A 20,272-nucleotide genomic window follows, 5' to 3' on the forward strand; every position below is an offset into this window, starting at 1 on the left:
TCAGTCCATTTTGGGATTTTTTTGATTTGGCGATTAATCAGATCGCAAAAATTGGACTGAGTTCCCTCCAAGTGATCTACTATTTTGAAAGCTTATTTATAACCCTCAGAGATTTAATATTCTTGTTTTTAATAGTCATAAAATTCTCTTTTTAAGTGACATAATTTTTGGTGAAATTATTGTTTAGGATGCCAAACACCATTAATAAGTTCCATTTCTCTACCATCGTGAAAATATCTATTTGCTGCAACAATTATATCTTGTTTTTGGTTAGTAGTATATACGGCTCCAGAGTCTTTCGTTAATTGCACAGTAACATCCGTTAATTGTCCCCTTGAAGTTGATAAATCCCTTATATTCACGCCGGCACCTTTTTCGTTACTAAGAAGTATTATGCTTTTATTAGTATACATTCCCCCGAGGCTACCAGTATCTATAGAAAACCCAGATTGAGGAGTTTCATTTTCAAATCTGGTAGGTAATCCTGGAATTTTCATACCGAAAGAGTTTGGACCTACCATTGCTGTAATAGTGTCAGCATTAATTTTTCCATTTACTTGAAGAGATCTACTGAAAACAACAAGGTTATCAGAATTTAAGCCTTTTTCTCCAATAGTAACTTTACCTTTAGTTACTTCTAAACTAAGTAAATCTTTTTTATTGAAAACAGGTTTACCAGTGCTAATAAAAGACTCTCTTATATTTATGAATTTAGCTCCATCAATAAAGACACCGTTTGGATTAGTTATTACTAATTTAGCATCTTCCCCAACTATTTCTATAGCTCCTTTAAGTTGAGATTGATTACCGCCAACTACTTCATTAATGATTAATCTAGCAGTCCTATCCTTAAGATTATGATTTTTCTCTAATTGACCTGCTAATTGAGAATTAACAGAATCTATAGAATTATTGAAAATCACGCCCTTTTCACTAACATTGAACTCTTTATAGGTATTTCTGGACATACCGTTAAGAGTTGGAGTAGCTATGTTGATAACTGGTATATTATTAACTTGGTTAACTTGAGTGTTAAAATCATTAGGAATGATATCATTAGCAAAAGCTAGGTTAGTAGAAACTAACAAAGTTAATGTAGAAATCTTTGTAAAAGTTTTAAAGTTTTTCATAAAAGCCTCTTTTTAGGTAGATCTGCTTTGATTTAAATCAAAGCAGATCTAATAATAATGAAATAGGTTTAATTGTTATATTCTAAGTAAGTCTCCTGTATAATCAAGTGGGATTTTACAAGCATAACCTCTACTAGAATCTACAACGCTTCTTAAATATTCATTAAAAGTTAAACCAGTATCTACTATTGTGTCATAGTTAGTATCAAGATAATAAACTAAATCAGGATTATCTGAATCAGTTAATAAGAAATAATGCAAAATTCCTTCATTTTCCATTGAAATAAAGAAAGGTTTTTGTTCTACTAAATCAAATCGTTGAACTTCTCTTAATCCATCTTCACATCCTATTTGAAATTTTATCTCATCTCTGATATTAGCAGTTTCACTATAAAAACTTAAAGGTTGATTTGAAAAAAAACCTCCACTGCAACGCCCTATGTGAATTAAAAAATCAAGTAATTGACCTTGAATTTTAATATCATATAAACGTTCTAATTTTACTATATCTTCTTCTGAATAGCCCTTAATGTAAGTAATATCTATAGTCAACTCTGGGTAAGCAGAATGTAGATATTCTATTAATTCTGTTTTAGTCATTTATAACTCCAATTAATCTACTGACCATAAAGATTGTAATTTATGAAAATAATCATTCAATAATTTGGCATTACATTTTTTACTGAAAGAGAACTTTCTATAAAAAGGTTTATAATTGATATCTTCCTCCAAATTCATAACAGTGTATATAATTAACTTAAGTTCTCCATAGGAGAATCTAAGGTTATAGAATATTTCATTGTTTAAATGTTCTTTTTTCAAAATTATATTTGTTTTATGTGAAATATTGGATTGTATATAATCTGATATTTCTAAAAAAGCAGATCTATACCAGGACAATTTATCTAGGTTTTTTTCTTCAATCTCTTCAGATTTAAGCAAAATATCATATAAACAATCCCTAAGAACAACTAATTCTTCATATGTCATTCTGATAGTATAAAAACTAACTCCAGATACAGTTTCTCTATTTAAGGTCTTCATATTGATTTAAGGTCTTTATATTGAATTTATCACTAGATATTTAGGGTTTTCTACCGGTTGTACCGGTTGTACCCTCAAATATATTAATAATAAAATCTTTGTTTTGATCTGCAAATACTTTGCTATTAGGTTTACAGCCAGCACACATTCCTGGAGATGTAGCACTAGTATTCTGAATAGACATATTTATATCTACTTTCTTACCTTGAAAATTATCTTGAAAATGACTAAATAATTTTTGTTCAGCGTGATTAAAGTTAGTTTGCTTTCCATTAGGAGCTGATGGTATAGAACCACTATCTTTTCTAATCACATTAAAATTAACCCCCTTAATATTTACGACATTGGGAGAATTGCCTGACCAAGCTGCACCATTTACAGATAAGTAATATTCTTTTTTACCATTAACTGTTACTGATGCTGCAGCATAACTAACAGCTGCATCAGGTTTTTGGAATTCACTTTTAAGATATTTTTTAGTCCCCGCTCTAAGCATATTAGGCTCTAAATTCATATCTTTAAGCTTACTTAAATCATTAACTCTATGATTCCCTTTAAAGAATTTACCCATACTTCTAAGAGAATCATTGTAAATCCTAGTAGCTTCAGCAAACTTACCATTTTTAGCAAAAGTTTTTATAGCTTCAACGCTTTTATCAGCTGCTTTTCCTAATTTTGCCCAAGGGGCTGCTGATGCCGCTGCAATTATATAATCTGTTCCTGTTTCTGCATCTTTAACATCTTTAAGTACTGAAAGAGGACTAAATTCTACTATAAAATTACATAAAGTTGCATCAACTAAACAAGCATCTACAGCATCTTGGAGAGATCCTTCGGGGAATATGCTTCCAGGTTTACCTTTATTGACGAACAGTCCCATAGTATGTTCATCATGGTTATATATTATAGTCAATTCGCCAGCATTAGCTCCAGCATAAACACCTTCAGGAGTCCCTGTAATAGCTGCACCAGCTAAAGCTCCTACAATCTTACCTCCTATTTGAGTGGCTCTAGAATCATCAAACGTATTTCTAAGACTATCAGCTGCTAAAGAAGCAGCTAATGCTCCCGCTGCGGCAGCTTTACCATCATTTCCTCCAACTTCTGCAATTATAGCAGATAGTGCAGCATGGCTAAGCGCTCTTCCAACTTCAGTTAACTGATTCGCATATTCACCTATTTGGAAAGCTCCTTCAGCATGAAGTTGACTAGTTGAATTAGATAATAGAGCGGAAACAAAATTATCTTTAAAACTTCCACCATTAATAGTAGTGTTTATTCCAGAGCTAATCAAAGACTGTCCGGCAACTCTCTGGGCAGTAGCTACCCAATCTTGATTACTTAATAGAGGCATACTTCCTCTATTAATAGCTGCACCTCCTTTAGTCCCTTCACCCCAACCCATTGCAGAATCAAATCCAGCTAATGCACCTCCAATAGCCGCTGAAGTAACTATAGATTTTATAGTACTACTACTTCCCATGTCTTTAAAAATTTTAGATAAATTACCCTCATTTTCAGCTAGAGAAACCGCTGCTTTACTAGCAGCCGCTGCCATACCTGCTGTAATAGCTCCTTGAGCTGCTGCACTGCTTCCAGCTATAGATGTTGCATAGGGAGCAGCGTAACCAGCGGTGACTACAGCTACTACTACAGCTATTACTGCCCCTACAACCGGATTTAAGTTTTTATTGTTAATGTTCCATTCAGAATAAGCATCTTGTATTTTATTCCATTCAACATCATTTCGTTTGCTTATATCTTTTATCCAAGACATACCATAACCATCGCTTAGTAAGTCAATGGCATCTTGAAGATTTTGATTATCCTTTGTTTTTATATCAGCATTAATACCGGTAGCATTAACAGTAAGAGTTCCTCCAATATTAATTTGAGGTAAATACCAAATATTTTCTTGGTAACCTTTATTTCTTTGCTTAATGTAAAACCCTTTAGACATACTAAGTTCTTGTTCAAAATCTAAAGAACTTACAGCTTTGAAGTTAACTTTACCTTGAAGACTAGTTAAATTAGTATTTTTGCCGGCTTCTATTTTACTACCTTCAAAAGTAACATCATCTCTACCTAATAAATTGATATAACCGGTAGGAGCAGAAAACTCTGTAACAACTGGGGTTGAAGTTTGGTTAATTTTCTTAAAAGTTTTCTTTCCACCTAACCAATTTCGCTTTACAGACTCTGTTTCATATTGCGTTGTTTCGTTTAAAGCTTGAGCATAGATGTAACCGCCTTTAGCAGAAATATCCATAGTTCCAGAAGCTATCGCATTTCTTAAAGTAGTGTCTGAAATAACTGATGAGATATTTTTTAGTCCTTCAACTGCTAATTTAGTAGCTTGAAATAAAATATTTCCTTCAGCGGAAAGCGTTAATAAACCTTTGGCAGATAATTCTGTTGATTCAATAGTTTGATATTCGTAGCTATCATTACTTCTAGTATATTTTTCTTTTGGTAAAGCTCTAAGTCTAATGTCTCCTCCAGAAAGTATAGAAAGATTTTCTCCAGAGATTAATTTAGATCCTGAGGTTACGACATGATCATTAGCGATTAAATTAAGATTTTTACCGGTTTTAATAGAAGTTACTAAGTTATCTGTAAGGAAATAATTTAAATCTGGACTTAGTTTACCATAATTATACCGATCAAAACCTATATATTCTCCTGCTAATATTGTAGTATTTTCTTTAGATTTAATATCGGCAGCTTTTAGTATAGCCGACCCTCCAGCATTTAATGTGACATTGCCCGAGTTAATAGCAGTAGTTAAGTCTAAAATTTCGTGAGAATTAGCTCCAAATTCAGGTCCGAGATTCACAATTGTGTAATGGAGGTCATCAGGAGTGTTAGGTATAATTCTAGGCCCTTGGGCCATAACTTTTACTGAAAACATAATATCCCCAAAAGAGGTATCATTTCCAATAGAAGTAAGTCTATCATCACCATAAATTAGACCAGAGCTAGAAGAATTTCGAGTTTTTAAACTAAATAAGATGTCTTTTCCAGCAGTTAAGCTAACACTATCGGAATCTTTTACCGATACATTATTACCATTGCAACCATTTATTGATCCCCCTAAACAATTTATCTGAACACCGCGTAAAGCTAAATTATTTCCAGCTACCATAGAAACGTTGGAAGCATTAATATAGCTTCTAAAAGAGAAGGGGCCTCCAACAAAATCTTCTGCTGTTTTATTATGTGCAGGTCTGATTGTAAAGGTTCTAAGCTCTTTATCATTATTTTCGACGTTAATATCCCTTCCAGCGAAAATTGTTACTGTATTTCCATTATCTGTAGAACTAAAAACTGCAGTGTTCTCTAAAACGACATCTCTTCCAGCAGAAATTGTTAAATCTTTATCTGCTCTTATAATGCTACCTAATATTGGAAAAGTATCGAAATCAAAAGGTATAAAAACGTCACCATCTTTCTTGAGTCTTTTATTATTATTGTGTTTATCATTAGCATCTGAATCACTAATGCCATAAATTTTAACATCTCCATCTTTACTAAGTAGATTCTGAGAATCTCCTCTTAATTTTAATCTCCTCAAATCTATATTGTTGCCAGCTATAATCGATACTTCATTTTTAGCATTTAAATCAGTTTTTATTCCCTTTACAGAGTCATTCGCAATGATTTTTAAAGTATCATTAGCAGTTATTCTTCCATGAATATTAATGTTATTAGCGTTTAATACAATATCTTTACCTTTAATAGAATCAGAATCAGACCCTCCTTCGAAAGTTGGCGAATAAAACTTTTGATTATCTATTTTGAAAGAGAGATTATTAAATAAACTAGAATTTACATTAATTGAGTTAGTAAAATCTAAAAGAAGTTTATTTCCAGCTGTTAACTGTGGTGTTATATCATATTTTCTTCCAGAACCATAATGAAAATCGCTTATATATTGATGATTTAAATTTTGTCCAGTAAGAATTAAATCATTTTTTGCCGTAATATTTGCAGAATTGTTAATATTATTAGCATTGATATATAAACTATTACCTGAAGTTATTCTTTGATCAAAAAATTTTCCATTCTCTATACCATTATTTTCTAGACGAGCAGCTCTAAGTATTATGTCTCCATTAAGGCTATTAATATTTCCACCTAAGTTTTTAATTGAATCAGATTTATCTCCATATAAAGTTTTTTGAGCCCATAGATTATCTTTCGCCGAGATTAAAGAATTATCAAAATTTACAATATTATTGCCTAACAACCATATATCTTTACCACTAGTTATTTTAGTATTATTTTCTATTCTATTTTTGCTGGCTAAAACTATATCTTTTCCAGCGTTAATCTCAGCTTTATCGCCAGTAAAAATATTATCAGCTCCTATGTTCAAATTAGAGCTAGCTGAAATATTTCTGTTATTATTAGGGAGGTTGACAAGATTTACATTTCCATTAACGTTAATAGAAATATCTCCCCCATTAGACCTAATATCAGAACCAGATGCCTTTAGGCTATTTAAATTAACGCCAACTCCTTTTTCAGTAGAAAGTATGTTAATTTTATTAGCATACATCCCTCCAAGATCAGAAGTGTCTATAGCTAGTTTTGGAGAACTTCCTTCACCTTTAATATTTGCAGTTAAATAATTGTTACCAAGACCTCCATAATTAATTTGATTGGTGCCTTGAATTGTATTGATATTATTTCCTTGACCATTTATCCTACCAGATAAATTTAAAGTTCTACTGATTATATCTATAGAATCTACAGTATCAAAACTGCCATCTAAGCCATCACCCTCAATATTAATTTGACCTTTAGTTACTCGTAAGTTATCTAAAAATCCATCATTATTTAAAGTAGGTTTACCTGTAGTTAATGTAGCAACGGACATATTAAGAAAGCCGCCGCCATCAACAGTAATACCATTGGGGTTAGATATTATCACTGAAGCTCTATCGCCAGCTACTTCTAACGGTCCTTTAAGCTGAGATTGATTACCCCCGACTACTTCATTAATGATTAAATCTGCAGATCTATCTTGAAAATTAGGGTTTTTATCTACATCTCCTAATATTTCAGATACTGCAGTATCTATTGAGTTATTTAAAACTGCACCTTGCTCTTCGACATTAAATTCTTTATAAACGTTATGAGAGATCCCCCTAATATTAGGGGCAGCTATATCAATAACAGGAACATCATCAATTACATTTATTTGAGTTATGTTATCATTGGAGATAATTGGATTTGCAGCAGCGATGCTGATAGGATAAATACCTATTAGATATATCAGAAGATAGGTTAAAGCTTTTGTAAACTGATTAACATTATCAGGATTATTGGGTTTTTTCATAATTTCCTGCCATTAGTTCATTTAGAAAAAAATTGCAAGAAGTTATGAAAAGTATATAAGTCTCTTGCAATTAATAGAATTACTTATACTTTTTAACTAAGACTGGTAAATATTAAATTGGCTCCCATCTATTTTTATCATCAGACCATTTTAATTTTGTTCCATTATCATTTAAGTTATTAGCATTTATAGTTATATTGTTATTATCATTTCTAAAAACCCCATTAATATTTACAGTGCTACTATAAGGGGCGTTTATCTTAATCAGGTTTTTTCCATCTAAATCATTTAAATTAACTCCGGTTCCTTTATCAGTAGATATCAGTACGATTCTATTAGCGTATATTCCACCTATGTCACTAGTATCTATTGAGAATTCAGGTTTAGGACCTTCAGATTCAATCCAAGTATAAGTAAGGTTTTTCATATCTGTTAAAACACCGCCAGCATGAACAGAAACATAATCTCCTTCAATATCTCCATCTATCTTGATAGTTTTGCTAAACAAATTAAGATAGTTAACATTTCTAGTATTTATCCCATCTTCTCCAATAGTAATATGTCCTTTAGTTACTTTAGACTCCTCTAAATTTTTTCTTTTATCAAAGGTAATAGTTCCAGTGGTGAAATTAGCTTCACCAATAGTATCACTGAAAGTAAGTCCATTAATTGAAATACCATTAGGGTTAGATATTATCACTGAAGCTCTATCGCCAGCTACTTCAATCATACCTTTAAGTTGAGATAGATTGCCTCCAACTACCTCGTTAACAATTATTCCGGCTGGTCTATTTCTAAGATTAGGGCTTTTATTTAGTTGTCCTACTAGTTGAGATGTAGTACCATTTAATGAATTATTGAACACTAAACCTTTTTCAGAAGTATTAAATTCTTTATAGACGTTATGAGATACTCTTGAAATATTAGGAGTAGCTATATCTATTACGGGTATATTATTAACTATATTTACTTGAGTTCTATTATCATTAGGGATAACTGGATTTGCAAAAGCTATATTTATACTCACAAGGGATGTTAAAGAAAACAACACTCTTAATTTAAATTTGTTTTTAATGGTCATAATAATAACCCTATTGATTAAAAATTAAAAGAAGTAGACCAGTGGAAAACCCAGTTATCTGGTTTAAGATCTGATGAGTATTTTAAAGGTTTTCCAAGTGTAATTGAATGATTACTTATCTTATTATTCAAATTTAACCCTAAAGATGTTCCTACTAAAGTATCTCCTTCTGCAGATTTAGCTATTTCTTCTTTAAGCCATCCAGCATCTAAAGAGCTAACTAATGAAATATCACCTAATTTTGGAATACTTGCTACTTTCCAATTAACTTCATTTCGCCAATATCCTCCTGAATTTCCAGTAACATATTGTTCTTTAAAACCTCTGACAGAATACAATCCACCTATAGACATTCTTTCGCTAGAATATAAATTTTTTGGGCTATATTGACCATAAACAGAGGTAAAATAATAAATATCTTGAGTTATAGGTTTATAATAACTCAAACTCCCTGTTAATTTTGTAAATTTACTTTTAGGGTTGTTTTTAAACTCATTATCTTTAGTGGCACCTAGTATATGTAGCCCTTGAACTATTGTTGGGCTGGATCTAAAGTATCCACCTAGTAATGTTGAACTATAATTAAATCCTAGATTTACTGTGCTTAAATCTGAACCACTAGCTAGTTTATATTCTCCTAAAATATTTTCGGTTTTTCGTTTAGTTAATCCCATATTTAAGCTTAATTTTTGTTTTCCATCTCGATATAAAGTTCTATTTGCAGTTACAGAATGAGAATTTCCTTTTCCCATATATCGAAATGATCCAAAATCATTTATAACAATATTTTGATATGATTCATTTTTTGAATATTGATAATTAAATAACCAATATCCATAAGGTATGCTTACTCCAGTATTGAAATACCAACTTCTATAACTGTTACTAAATCCAGTATCTTTATTACCATAGAATGTCCAAGAATCTGCCAAATGTAGTAAATTATCTATTTGTAAAGAAGTATTAAATTGATTATTACCTTTATTTTTTTGACCATTATTGTCAAAACTTAAATCTACACTGATAGGTAATCTGTCTGAATCTTTTTTCAAAATTACATCTGAGTACCCGGGCTTATCTGAAGGCCGAATATCTATTTTAACTTGATAAGAAGGTAGCCTATTTAACTGGTCTAATCCTTGCTCTATATCTCTTAAGTTAAGAATATTTTCCTTCATGTTTGGAAAAGCCATTTTTAATTCTAATAAATTCTCACCATCTAGTAATATATTATTGATTTTCCCTTCTATGACCTGAATAGTAAAATTATCTCTAGATATATCCAATATACTTCTTGGTTTTATGAAAGCTCCAGAAGTAATATAACCTTTTATCATGTAATAATTAGATATCTCAGCTAGTAAAGACTCAATATCTTTTTGGGTTAAACATTTAGAGATATTTTGTTCTATTAGCGATTTTTGCTTAGATTTGGGAAAAATAGTAGCGCCTTCAATAACGATATCGTTGATTATCTGACAAGATAATTTAGATTCTTGAGCCTCTGGCTCTTTCGATTTATTAAATTTAAGATCTGACCCTAAATCTTGTTGTTTTTGGGACTCCTCTAATACTTCTTTTTGTCTTTGCTTAATAATCTCTTGATCCGCCATAATAGAGGTATTAGCGGAGCTTGGAATAGAGGTATTAGCTTGACTAGAAGTTAACATAATCAAATAGAAAAAAGAAGATTTAACGCAGTTTTTAATGAACATAAAATTTGAAAAAATCCGTTTCTTTTTAAATTATTAATTATATAGGTTTAGTTTAAATATCCGCTTCAACAACTATTGGGAAACCATTTGTTTTGAATGTTGCATTTTCTTTATTTAACTTATTAGCAAATATAAAGAGAGAGTTATCGCCTCTGAACTGACCAGAAAGATTCGCTGTTCCTCGGATTTCCGCCAATAAAGATTCTGTACCGGTTAAATTACTTAGGTTAACTCCGGTTCCTTTTTCATTAGATTTCACGATAATTTTATTAGCATAGATACCTCCTAAAGCACCAGTATCTATTGAAATTTCAGGATTACCGATGCCAGTACCCGCTAGTATAGAATTAGTATCTAAACTGACAGTTTTACCTGTAATCATTCCGTTCAAATCTATAGCTCTACTTTCAATAGTTAAATTATCAACATTAGTACTATCTATACCTTTCTCACCTATAACAACTTTACCTCCAATTAATTGAAAAGTGGCAGGATCACCTTTGTTTACTATAGCATGAGTAGAAGTACTTAATTGAACATGGTTGGTATTAGAAAAACTAGCTCCGTTAGCCACAATCCCGTTTGGGTTAGCTATTAATATTGCAGCTCTATCTCCCGCCACTTCTAGCATACCTTTAAGTTGAGTGAAATTACCTCCAGTAACGTTACTAACGATAACTCGAGCTGGCTTAGATAAATTAGAATTTTTATTTAGTTGTCCAGCCAATTGAGATACAGTGCCATTTACTGAGTTATTTAAAACCATACCTGGTTCGTTAACGTTGAATTCTTTGAAGTTATTAAAAGAAAACCCTCTATCATCTGGGTTAACTATATCAACAACTTCAATATTATTAACCATATGTACTCGAGTTTGATTATCGTTAGGAATACTTGAATTTGCAAGAGCTGAAGTTACAAAACTTAGAGATACTATAGAAGTTAATAAAGTTTTTACAAAAATTTTAGAATTTTTCATAAAGTTTCCATTTATTTTTAACTTTTTCTAACTAACTGTTATTTTGACATTAAATAAATAAAAAGTTAGTTGTTTTAAACAACTAACTATATTCTAAATCTTGCCATAAATGACTATTTTAGTAATTTTTCGCAATCTTCTTTAGGAAGAAGTCCTTCTTGACATAATAGAGTTATTGGAATCTCTATTACTCCACCACCAGCGTCAAAAGTTGGGTTAGTGAAATTATTGTTTTGAAATAAAGTTGGAGATGCTGAAGCTATACCTGCAAAAGAAAATAAACTAACTAATAAAAATTTACTAATTTTCATAATTTAATTACCTCTTTGTTAAAACATTGAGTAAAACATATTAATAAATATAAAAAATATTGTTAAGTAAGTCAATAAAAAATTATTTTAATAAATAAAATTTAATTACTAAAAGATTCTTTTAGTAATTAAAAGTTACCGAACGCCACCGGCACGGCACCTGCGCCCAAATCCGCAAACTGTTCGTTTTCCGCGATACCGTAGCCCAGCAGCGCAGAGGGCTGCCCCAGTTGCAGGCCCGGCTGCCACAGATATCAGCATTATCGCTGGTCGTCAATCATGTTCCAATCAATACTACCGTGAACGCCCCGAATGAGTTTGAGGGGCATTTTGCTTTTGACCTGCTCTATAACAACAGCAGTGATATCCAGCTGCTCTCGGTTTCGACGGATAATCATGGGATCAATAATGTCAATTTTGCCTTGCTGGATATTTTCGGTTACCAGTTTGCCCCTCGTTATGCCAAGTTCAAAAAAATCTTTGAAGAATTGTTCGATATCACCTTGCTGGGTGAAAAACTCCATATTTCTTTGAAAAAACCGATAAAGAACAAGTTAATCATGGATGAATGGGAACGTATCCAGCATATTGTTTGTTCGTAACCGCTCAATTAACCCCACCTATCTGACGAATTAAGATTTTGTCATAGTGTGTTTTCTTTTTATTCAGGAGACACCTCATGACACTCACTGAAAAACAGCAACACTGGATAACCGTCATCGATGCCCAGAAACAGAGCGGGCTGACGGTAACCGCATTTTGCCAGCATCATGAAATTAATCTGGCCACGTTTTATTATTGGGCAAAAAAACGTCGGCAACAGCACGCGCCTCAACGTCTGCATCCTATTGTACTTGATGAGCATTCAGATGCTGGTCATACCGTCACGCTTTGCCTGCCCAACGGACTTCGGGCGGAGTTGCCTGCCGGGTTATCTTCCGAGCAGATCCGTCACTGGGTTGAGGCCCTGCAATGATCCCAGCGGGCAACATTTATCTGGTTTCTGGTCAGACCGACATGCGAAAATCCATCGACGGACTGGCGAGTGTGGTGGAGGCACTGGGGCTGGATCCGCTCAGTGAAGCCGGGTTTATTTTTTGTAACCGCCATCGCGACAAACTCAAGCTCCTGTTCTGGGACACCAACGGTTTCTGGCTCTACTACCGGCGGCTGGAAAAAGGCCGCTTTCAGTGGCCCGCGCCCGTGGCGGACGGCACCGTACACATTACGCGCCCGCAACTGAACTGGCTGTTGTCGGGGCTGGCATTAACCCATCCCCGTGCCCATCAGCCTCTGCGGGAAGTCAAAGTGTGATCGGTGACACTGATCCCGGATTTGGACTTGCATGATCCGAGGGCGCTGTCACACTCAGGTTTTTCCCTGAGAGCCTGAATGATGACTGACCTCCCCGATGATATTGACCAACTGAAAGCCCTTATCGGCCAGCTTCAGGCCGAAATTCAGGAAAAAGATCATCATATTCAGCACCTGCTCGAACAGCTCAATCTCAGCAAGTCTAAACGCTTTGGCAAACAGAGCGAAAAGGCCGATAAAGGCACATTTAACGAGGCGGAACAGCAGGTAAGCCTGCCGAAATCCGCCCCGGTGCACCACAAAAAAGGGCGTCAGCCGCTGCCGGCAGGATTAGCGCGGGAAGTGCAGCATCATACCCTGAATGCGCCGCACTGCGATTGTTATGGCGAACCGCTGCATGCCTGCGGCACGGAAACGTCAGAAACCCTGAAAATCGTGCCGCAGAAAGTCAGCGTCATTCGTCATGAACGCACCAAATACACCTGCCGGCAGTGTGAAAAAACCGAAACCCACAGCAGGATTATCACCGCCCCGACGCCGCCCAGCCTGTTACCCCGGACGATAGCCGGCCCGGAAACGCAGGCGGCGATTGTCACCGCGAAATATGTCGATGCGCTGCCGCTATACCGGCAGACCGATATTTTGGCACGCTCCGGCATTGACATCAGCCGCAGTACGCTGGCGAACTGGTGTGTGCAGCTCGGCCGCAAGGTGCATGTGCTGGTCGAACTGATGCGGACTCATCTACTTGATGAACCGCTGATTTGTGCGGACGAAACCCCGGTACAGGTGCTTCACGAAGTCGATCGCCCGGCACAAAGCAAATCCTATATGTGGGTGTACCGCAGCGGGGAATTTGCCGTGCATCCGGCGGTGATTTTTGACTATCAGCCGAGCCGCAGCGGGCGTTGCATGGCGGATTTTTTAGGGGATTATGCCGGTTACCTGCTGACGGATGGCTATGCGGCTTACGATACGCTGAAATCGGTCAGGCACGCCGGCTGCATGGCGCATGCCCGTCGCAAATTTACGGATGCCCAGAAAGTGCAGGCCAGTAAAAAAGCCGGACGTGCCGAGCAGGGGCTGACATTTTTTGCCCGGCTGTACGCCATTGAACGGGAGGCCCGGTTACTCAATCCCGATGAACGACAGCGGTTACGGCAGGAAAAAGCGACCCCGGTACTGAAAGACTTCCATGACTGGCTGACGGAGTCGAGCCGGACGATGTTGCCGAAAAGTGCTATCGGCTCGGCGATCAGCTATACCCTGAACCAGTGGCCGAAGCTGTTGGTTTATCTGGAAGACGGGCATATCAGCATAGACAATAATGTCACGGAGCGGGATATCCGTCCGTTCACCACGGGGCGCAAGAATTGGATTTTTTCCACCTCCGCAGACGGCGCCTTTGCCAGTGCGAACTTATACAGCCTGGTGATGACCTGCCGGGCCAATGACATCAATCCGTATTTTTACTTCCGGCATATTTTTAAGGAACTCCCCAAACGCCAATCCGGTGATCCCCTGCATGATCTACTGCCGTGGAATGTGAATATCAGCGATATAATGTGAACTGCACTGTTTAAATGAGCGCTTACTTTCCACCTAAGACCCTCATTGCCATGGAAGCCTGTGCTACTTCATCATCGGCCAGAATATAATACTGGAGTAAAGAATATTCATCGGTTGGGAGGTTAAATAAAGCGGACCTTTATTGTCGAGTATCGACCGCTGATCAACCCTGAAAACGGCAGGAACGTGAACTGAATTTTTTGCCCATAGAACCGGATACGATGCTGTAGGTATTTTCGAAGAGAGCGATTCTGGAGTAAAACTCGTCCGTGTAGAACGGAAAAAGGTTCAATCTCTCCCCAAGCACGACAAATCGATACAATCCTGGTTACGGAACTTGTCCGATGGGGATTAAACCTTGGGCTCAGACTGAAACATGTCCAAGATCTGATTTCTTAGACGACCTCTTGTTAAAAATGACTGCGTGCAAAAACAGAAGATGCCGGAGCGGACAGAAAACGTTGAGTACCGTGGATTATCCCCAGAATTTTAATTTCAAATGAACACGTTTTCCCTGGTGTAGGTAAGAATAGCAATATTTTAAAATTAATGAGGCAGAGTTATAATAATTGTAAAAATTTGTTTTTTTACATGTGCATAAATGTTAAATTTGAATGCTTGGCTTAATAAAGAGTAAAAAATACTCATTCGAAATATAAGGATGTAATTGTGATAGAGTTTGCTAGTTTTTCTACAGAAGATGCTATCAAAGATGATGCTGTTGGTATTTCTGTCAGGCAGATGATAAAAAAAGAAGGACTAAACGCTTATGCTACGTTTATCAATGCAGGAAAAAGAGTTGGATGCCATAATCACAGTAGCGGAGATGAATGGTATATAATACTTTCTGGTGAAGGAGAAATATGGACAGGTGAGGTAATCGATAATGAGGTTCATGATGTCCAAAAAAAGCGATTTTCCCAAGGATGTATTTTTTGTATTTATCCAAATACAGCACATCAACTTGTTGCTCATGAAAATGTAAAATTAATATTTTTATGCCCAGAGTCCCATTTATCCCATGATAGAGTATGTTTTGCAGATATATGTGAATAATTATTTTGCAAAAGTGATAGACTGTGATTCCCTGAAAAAGCTTTCAGGGATATAGTTAGCTATGTTATTTTCATAACAATATCCAACCAAATCTTTCTTACATTTTACCCCTGTTTTTTGATACACATTTTGGATGTGATTGGCGATTGTTCTGTGGGACAAAAATAGTCTTTCGGCGATATCTTTAGTGGAGAAACCTTGCAGAATATAAAACACTATTTCCCATTCTCTTTTGCTAAAAAACGCTGATGGGGGTGTAAAAACTAATGATGTTTGCATATTTATTTTTTTTAGTTTTTCTAGTGTTATAGTATCTACTGGTCTTCCATGGAAAATAGTTCCTCTGCATGTCCCATTTTCATCAATTAATGGATATTTGTCGAAATACCATGGTTGAAGGTAGGGGAGATTTTGAAAAGGATGAATCTCAATAGAGGTGACCCGATCTAATAATGTTTCAACTTTTCTGTCGTGTTTCTGAAATTCATCCTGAAAATTTGCAGTAGATGCCGGAAGTTCACCATCAAAATGGCCCTCTACATCATACCCTTTAGGAAGGGAAAGTAATTCATGATATTTTTTATTAGCATATATAAATTTTGAGGTATGATCTTTTGCCCCCCATGGCTCATTACTAATTTCCCAAAATTTTATTAGCGGCTTAATCAACTTTTCTACTGAACAATTCATATGCTACCTTTTGAAAATCATTCTGATTAATTATTATTCTTTCTCATATTTATAATTTTAAATATGAATGATATTACTATAGCTTTCATGGTTTAGCGTTGTCAGATTAACTGTTTGAGTGAAAAAATTCAATAGCATAATTAAATAGATTCAAATAACTAATTGTGAGGATTTTTTTACCTGAATTGGGTATAAACTTTAGAAGTTCTTTAAAATGAATTCTATTAAATAGAAACTGTGCTATGGATTTAAAAATAAAAAAATAAAGATGTGGCATGTACAATTTATCAGGATGATTCATTAGAAATCGCCAAAAGAACGAATACTTTTAGGAGATAGAATTTTCAGAGATTAGTTTTATAATTTTGATTAAATATTTTTCTTTCCCAAGAAATTAAAATATAAAATCCGCCATGAAAAAATACGAATCTGTATAAATAAACAGTATTTTATTTACAGATGAGTCTGTTCAAATCTATTTTTTATAGAAAATTTAATATGCTTAATTAGCTAAAGATCACCACTAAATTACATTAGTAATAATTCGTTTCATTTATTATTTGTTTACCATATTTTTCTATTTGAAACAGGGAAAATTGTTAGTAGACTTAATATACTTTTCCTTTGCATAAAGCACCCCTGCATAGTGCTGTTTATGCTGAAAATGATAATAATAGAGGTTAATTCGTTACCTTATAAGCCCTCATAAGACATGAAATAGCAGTGTAGCGTAATCGATTTTTGTGAGTGATGTGGAGCTATCTCCTCCATAAGTGAAGTTATATTCTTGTAATATCTTGTGAATTTGTAACAGTAAAGCTGCTGATTAAAAGCAGTTGAGGGACTTTTTCGCACGGATTTTTATATTGATATTCAATCAATATAGAGTATGAGATTACTCCATTGTAATAAAATTGGCATAGCAAGGCTTTTAGTGATGCAGAAATGTGTTGATTAAAAAGGGTAAAATTCCAAAACCGTTTTCTCATATCAAATTTGATTATGAAGGGGGAATGATGTTTTTCCATGCTGTCAACAAAAATAATATCGTTGCACTTACATTAATATTGAGCATTGTCATTTTCTTTTTATCTGTTAGTAACAGTAAGTTGAGTATTATCGATTATGCAGATAAACATTGTCAGAAGAATACTGCTTGTCTGATTGATATGAATAAAATCGCACCCTTTGACTGGGATAAAATGTATATCCTGGATAAAGGAATGGATCATAAAGATATTGAAGATATTATCGGGGCTGCTTTTACAGGAAAGGCCAACCTTTTTTATAAGATTATTTTTGTCAGAAATCAGCGAGTGGTTTATGAAGATGAGTATGATCCCTATGTAAAAACTTATGAGAAAAAATTTCTGAAACCGGATTTTCAGTATCCTTATGATGGTAAAGTAAATTATTTAAATTATTACGTCGTCTCTAAGGATAACGCGATTCTTTCAATGAAAATTGAAAAGAGGCTTCCCGCAAGTGACAAAGTTTATTATAAGTTATCTCCTTCCAATCCACAGCAGGTTAAGGAAAAAAACTTGTAAATACATTCAATTATTGGTTGGTGCTTCAGTGCAGTCCTAATATTTCTTTTTGGCCTGCACTTTTTTAGTTTTATTCTTTGTTTTGTATTTAGAGTGGGAGCGTGAATTTTTTGAGGAGTTAACTTTATTTGATGGAATATCAGAAGCCGAATTACTTTGATGTACTGGAGTTTGTTCTTGCAGGTTTTTTAAACGTCTTTCCCATTCACAAGTTGCATTGAGGCTTTCCAGAGTTCGGGTTAACCCAGCAATCAATCTTTTATCCTTATCATTTTTTGCATACTTAAGTTGTTTTTCTAGTGTTTTCTTTTTTTCCTCACATCCAGCTTTACTGGGGTTTGCATAGGCAATACTCATACTGAAAACGATCAATACAGATAAGATCATAGTTTTCGACTTCATGAATTATTCCTAATATGGGTTTAAGGTAATTATCCAAAATTTTATATGCTGATCTGGATTTGATCCTAAAAATTTGACCATAGTTACAACTCACAGGGGAGGATGGAGGCTTTTATCTTTTTATTTATCTTTTATGTAAGCACACGGTTTTGAGCGGCTGTTAACCCTGACAAAATTTGGTTAATCCATCCCTAAAATTATGCAGGAGTGCCGGAAGGATTATCGAAAAACGAGAACAAAGAAAGGGTCTTCTTATAATGTTGAGCTATCGGAGGAAGCAGAAGAATGGCTGCCGTCGCTACCTGAGCATAAAAATCTCAATATTATACCATGATAGGTTTTTAGGTTTAACTATGCACTCTGTACATTAAATAGCGTATTTTTCTGATTTTAAATATAAAAATAGGATGTATAGTTATTCGTCTTCTGTACACCAAGTATGCATACTATACATAATCTGAAAAGGTTTTGGTTAACAGGTGAATAGTTAATGAATACTCTGTTAATGGTCACAAATCCAGATATAACAGGCTTCTTAAAAATCATGCGCTGTGTGTACAGTGAGTGACTTCAAAAAGATTTTTGGGGAGTCATCGGGTATAAGATAGTGATTTTTTATTAGTATTATGATGATATTTGGAAATATTAAACAGTATGGAGAGCTTACATGACAAGACGTAAAAGTTATAATCCCACTTGGGACGGTTACCTAGGGGATTACTTAAATGGTAAAATAGGAATTAACCAGTTAACTCCTCAACATGAATTTTTTGATTCTATAGGGTTAGAAAAGGTATTAAGTGATAATACCCAGTATCACTATGTGCTTACATTGGCTCAGGCTCAAAGTATTATTGAAGATATTAATCCTAGCCCTCCACAAAAACCAAGTTATGGCGAAGAATTTGCAAGAAGTAGCGAGGTAAGAAATAAGAAGAAAAATCCTATGGCAGCAGTGTTTTCTGTCACAGACCCTATTTCTACCTATGCTGGAAATATCTATGATTCACATGGATTCTCTGAAGTTTGCCGGGAATTTAAGAGGTTAAGTATTACTGCAAAAACCTATGTGGGAGAAAATGGGAAAAAATATATTCACCTGTCAGGTCATGCGGGACTTAGGCGTCTTGTCAGAGGAACCCGATACGGTGCTAGCCACCCTCAAATGTTAGCCATGGGGATAGGACAACAGGGTCTTAATAATAGTATTATCAAAGGTGTTAGATTCTGTATTGTCTTTTCGATTAGCTATAGATTGATAGAAAGTATTTTTAAGGATGAATATACCTTAGCTGATTTTATCGGAAATATAACAATAGATATGGCTAAAACTGCTATTGTTGCTGCTGCATCTTGGGCTGTCGGTACATTTTTAACTGCTACAGCTATTTTAGGCAGTAGTATTATTGTTGTTGCTGGAGTAGTTCTTCTTGCGGGTATTTTAATTACCATTGGTTTAGACTATGTTGATAAAAAATATGGAATAAGTGAAAAGTTAATAGCATTATTAAAAGAGGAAATGAAAAGAAAACCAAGAACACCGGAAGCAGACTTACAATATTTTTTCAATGTGATGGGAAGAATCAGGTGAATAGTAAATATTTAAAAGCATTAGCTGGGTTAATATTATTAATTATATTTACACCTATTGTGTTTTTAATTGGTGATTATTTTCTTTCATTAATATTCATGAAAGATGAGATAACATTTTCTAGCGGTATTATCATAGGTTTTATGTCTTCTCCTCTATTGTTATATTCTTTATCAGGATCTATTTTTTTCTTTATATTTGATAGATTACCTAAATTTAACAAGATAATTGTTAAATATCTGAGTAGGTTGATGATTGCATCATTTATAATTGGTTTTCCTCTCTCTTTTTATGTTGATTATAAGTTAAAAAATGATGGTTATCTGACATGTGATAAAATATCGTGGATGTCACCAACTACTTACGTGAAAAATTTATCCCTGTGTAAATGAAATTTTTTGTAAATATTCTGTCTTTATGTTTTGTCCTGTTTAGCCTCCAAACTTTGGAGGCTTTTTAATTATTTTGCATAGTATTAAATAGTGTCTTTGAGGAA

The 20,272-nt window shown here is 34.6% G+C and carries 18 protein-coding genes and 2 pseudogenes; 9 read left to right on the forward strand and 11 right to left on the reverse strand.

The features are described 5' to 3' along the window. Positions 1–176: 176 nt before the first annotated feature. The 9 genes and pseudogenes from Xind_RS01685 to Xind_RS01725 all read right to left on the reverse strand — a co-directional run. Positions 177–1,130 (reverse strand): filamentous hemagglutinin N-terminal domain-containing protein, encoded by a 954-nt coding sequence (locus Xind_RS01685; protein WP_187649341.1) that lies wholly within the window; start codon positions 1,128–1,130, stop codon positions 177–179. Positions 1,131–1,205: 75 nt separating this feature from the next. Beyond that, positions 1,206–1,730 (reverse strand): SMI1/KNR4 family protein, encoded by a 525-nt coding sequence (locus Xind_RS01690; RefSeq protein ID WP_187649342.1) that lies wholly within the window; start codon positions 1,728–1,730, stop codon positions 1,206–1,208. Positions 1,731–1,742: 12 nt separating this feature from the next. Next, positions 1,743–2,174, reverse strand: coding sequence for a hypothetical protein (locus tag Xind_RS01695; RefSeq protein WP_187649343.1), 432 nt, complete (start codon positions 2,172–2,174; stop codon positions 1,743–1,745). Between the two features lie 40 nt (positions 2,175–2,214). After that, entirely contained in the window at positions 2,215–7,518 is a 5,304-nt protein-coding gene (locus Xind_RS01700) for a DUF637 domain-containing protein (RefSeq protein ID WP_187649344.1), read from the reverse strand. Positions 7,519–7,630: 112 nt separating this feature from the next. Then, positions 7,631–8,599, reverse strand: a complete 969-nt coding sequence (locus Xind_RS01705) for a filamentous hemagglutinin N-terminal domain-containing protein (protein WP_187649345.1) — start codon at positions 8,597–8,599, stop codon at positions 7,631–7,633. A 17-nt stretch (positions 8,600–8,616) separates the two neighbouring features. Continuing rightward, entirely contained in the window at positions 8,617–10,314 is a 1,698-nt protein-coding gene (locus tag Xind_RS01710; protein WP_187649346.1) for a ShlB/FhaC/HecB family hemolysin secretion/activation protein, read from the reverse strand. A gap of 52 nt (positions 10,315–10,366) precedes the next feature. Beyond that, positions 10,367–11,293 (reverse strand): two-partner secretion domain-containing protein, encoded by a 927-nt coding sequence (locus Xind_RS01715; RefSeq protein ID WP_187649347.1) that lies wholly within the window; start codon positions 11,291–11,293, stop codon positions 10,367–10,369. Positions 11,294–11,406: 113 nt separating this feature from the next. Next, entirely contained in the window at positions 11,407–11,604 is a 198-nt protein-coding gene (locus Xind_RS01720) for a hypothetical protein (RefSeq protein WP_187649348.1), read from the reverse strand. Positions 11,605–11,735: 131 nt separating this feature from the next. Then, a pseudogene (locus Xind_RS01725) lies at positions 11,736–11,858 on the reverse strand (phage major capsid protein); the annotation flags it as partial. A gap of 45 nt (positions 11,859–11,903) precedes the next feature. Here Xind_RS01725 and Xind_RS01730 point away from each other — a divergent pair. The 5 genes from Xind_RS01730 (at position 11,904) to Xind_RS01750 (ending at position 15,543) form a co-directional block, all read left to right on the forward strand. Further along, positions 11,904–12,206: a Tn3 family transposase gene (locus tag Xind_RS01730; RefSeq protein WP_338114328.1), complete on the forward strand. Its 303-nt coding sequence runs from the start codon at positions 11,904–11,906 to the stop codon at positions 12,204–12,206. Between the two features lie 77 nt (positions 12,207–12,283). Continuing rightward, a complete protein-coding gene (gene tnpA / locus Xind_RS01735; protein ID WP_187649349.1) occupies positions 12,284–12,580 on the forward strand; it encodes an IS66 family insertion sequence element accessory protein TnpA in 297 nt (98 codons plus the stop codon). Then, positions 12,577–12,918 (forward strand): IS66 family insertion sequence element accessory protein TnpB, encoded by a 342-nt coding sequence (tnpB, locus tag Xind_RS01740; protein WP_187649350.1) that lies wholly within the window; start codon positions 12,577–12,579, stop codon positions 12,916–12,918. The genes tnpA and tnpB overlap by 4 nt, the downstream gene beginning before the upstream one ends. An 81-nt stretch (positions 12,919–12,999) precedes the next feature. Beyond that, the gene (gene tnpC / locus Xind_RS01745; RefSeq protein ID WP_187649449.1) at positions 13,000–14,487 is read left to right on the forward strand and encodes an IS66 family transposase; all 1,488 of its coding nucleotides are present in this window, start codon (positions 13,000–13,002) and stop codon (positions 14,485–14,487) included. Positions 14,488–15,156: 669 nt separating this feature from the next. Continuing rightward, positions 15,157–15,543: a cupin domain-containing protein gene (locus Xind_RS01750; protein ID WP_047680717.1), complete on the forward strand. Its 387-nt coding sequence runs from the start codon at positions 15,157–15,159 to the stop codon at positions 15,541–15,543. On the opposite strand, the gene Xind_RS01755 is transcribed toward Xind_RS01750, so the two are convergent. Next, positions 15,544–16,233: a helix-turn-helix transcriptional regulator gene (locus Xind_RS01755; protein ID WP_047680720.1), complete on the reverse strand. Its 690-nt coding sequence runs from the start codon at positions 16,231–16,233 to the stop codon at positions 15,544–15,546. Positions 16,234–17,180: 947 nt separating this feature from the next. Here Xind_RS01755 and Xind_RS01760 point away from each other — a divergent pair. Beyond that, positions 17,181–17,783, forward strand: coding sequence for a hypothetical protein (locus Xind_RS01760; protein ID WP_231571383.1), 603 nt, complete (start codon positions 17,181–17,183; stop codon positions 17,781–17,783). Between the two features lie 36 nt (positions 17,784–17,819). Here the strand turns inward: Xind_RS01760 and Xind_RS01765 are convergent, their stop codons facing one another. Next, positions 17,820–18,185 carry a DUF1090 family protein gene (locus Xind_RS01765; RefSeq protein WP_047680723.1) on the reverse strand — a complete coding sequence of 122 codons (366 nt, stop codon included), beginning with the start codon at positions 18,183–18,185 and terminating at the stop codon, positions 17,820–17,822. A gap of 121 nt (positions 18,186–18,306) precedes the next feature. Here Xind_RS01765 and Xind_RS20795 point away from each other — a divergent pair. The 3 genes and pseudogenes from Xind_RS20795 to Xind_RS01775 all read left to right on the forward strand — a co-directional run. Beyond that, positions 18,307–18,519, forward strand: a pseudogene (locus Xind_RS20795) (primase-like DNA-binding domain-containing protein); the annotation flags it as partial. A gap of 333 nt (positions 18,520–18,852) precedes the next feature. Further along, positions 18,853–19,776 carry a hypothetical protein gene (locus Xind_RS01770; RefSeq protein WP_187649351.1) on the forward strand — a complete coding sequence of 308 codons (924 nt, stop codon included), beginning with the start codon at positions 18,853–18,855 and terminating at the stop codon, positions 19,774–19,776. Further along, a complete protein-coding gene (locus tag Xind_RS01775; RefSeq protein ID WP_187649352.1) occupies positions 19,773–20,168 on the forward strand; it encodes a DUF1240 domain-containing protein in 396 nt (131 codons plus the stop codon). The genes Xind_RS01770 and Xind_RS01775 overlap by 4 nt, the downstream gene beginning before the upstream one ends. Positions 20,169–20,272 lie beyond the last annotated feature (104 nt).

Origin of the sequence: Xenorhabdus indica, from assembly GCF_014467235.1 — a bacterium.
In the GTDB taxonomy this organism is placed as follows: Bacteria; Pseudomonadota; Gammaproteobacteria; order Enterobacterales; family Enterobacteriaceae; genus Xenorhabdus; species Xenorhabdus indica.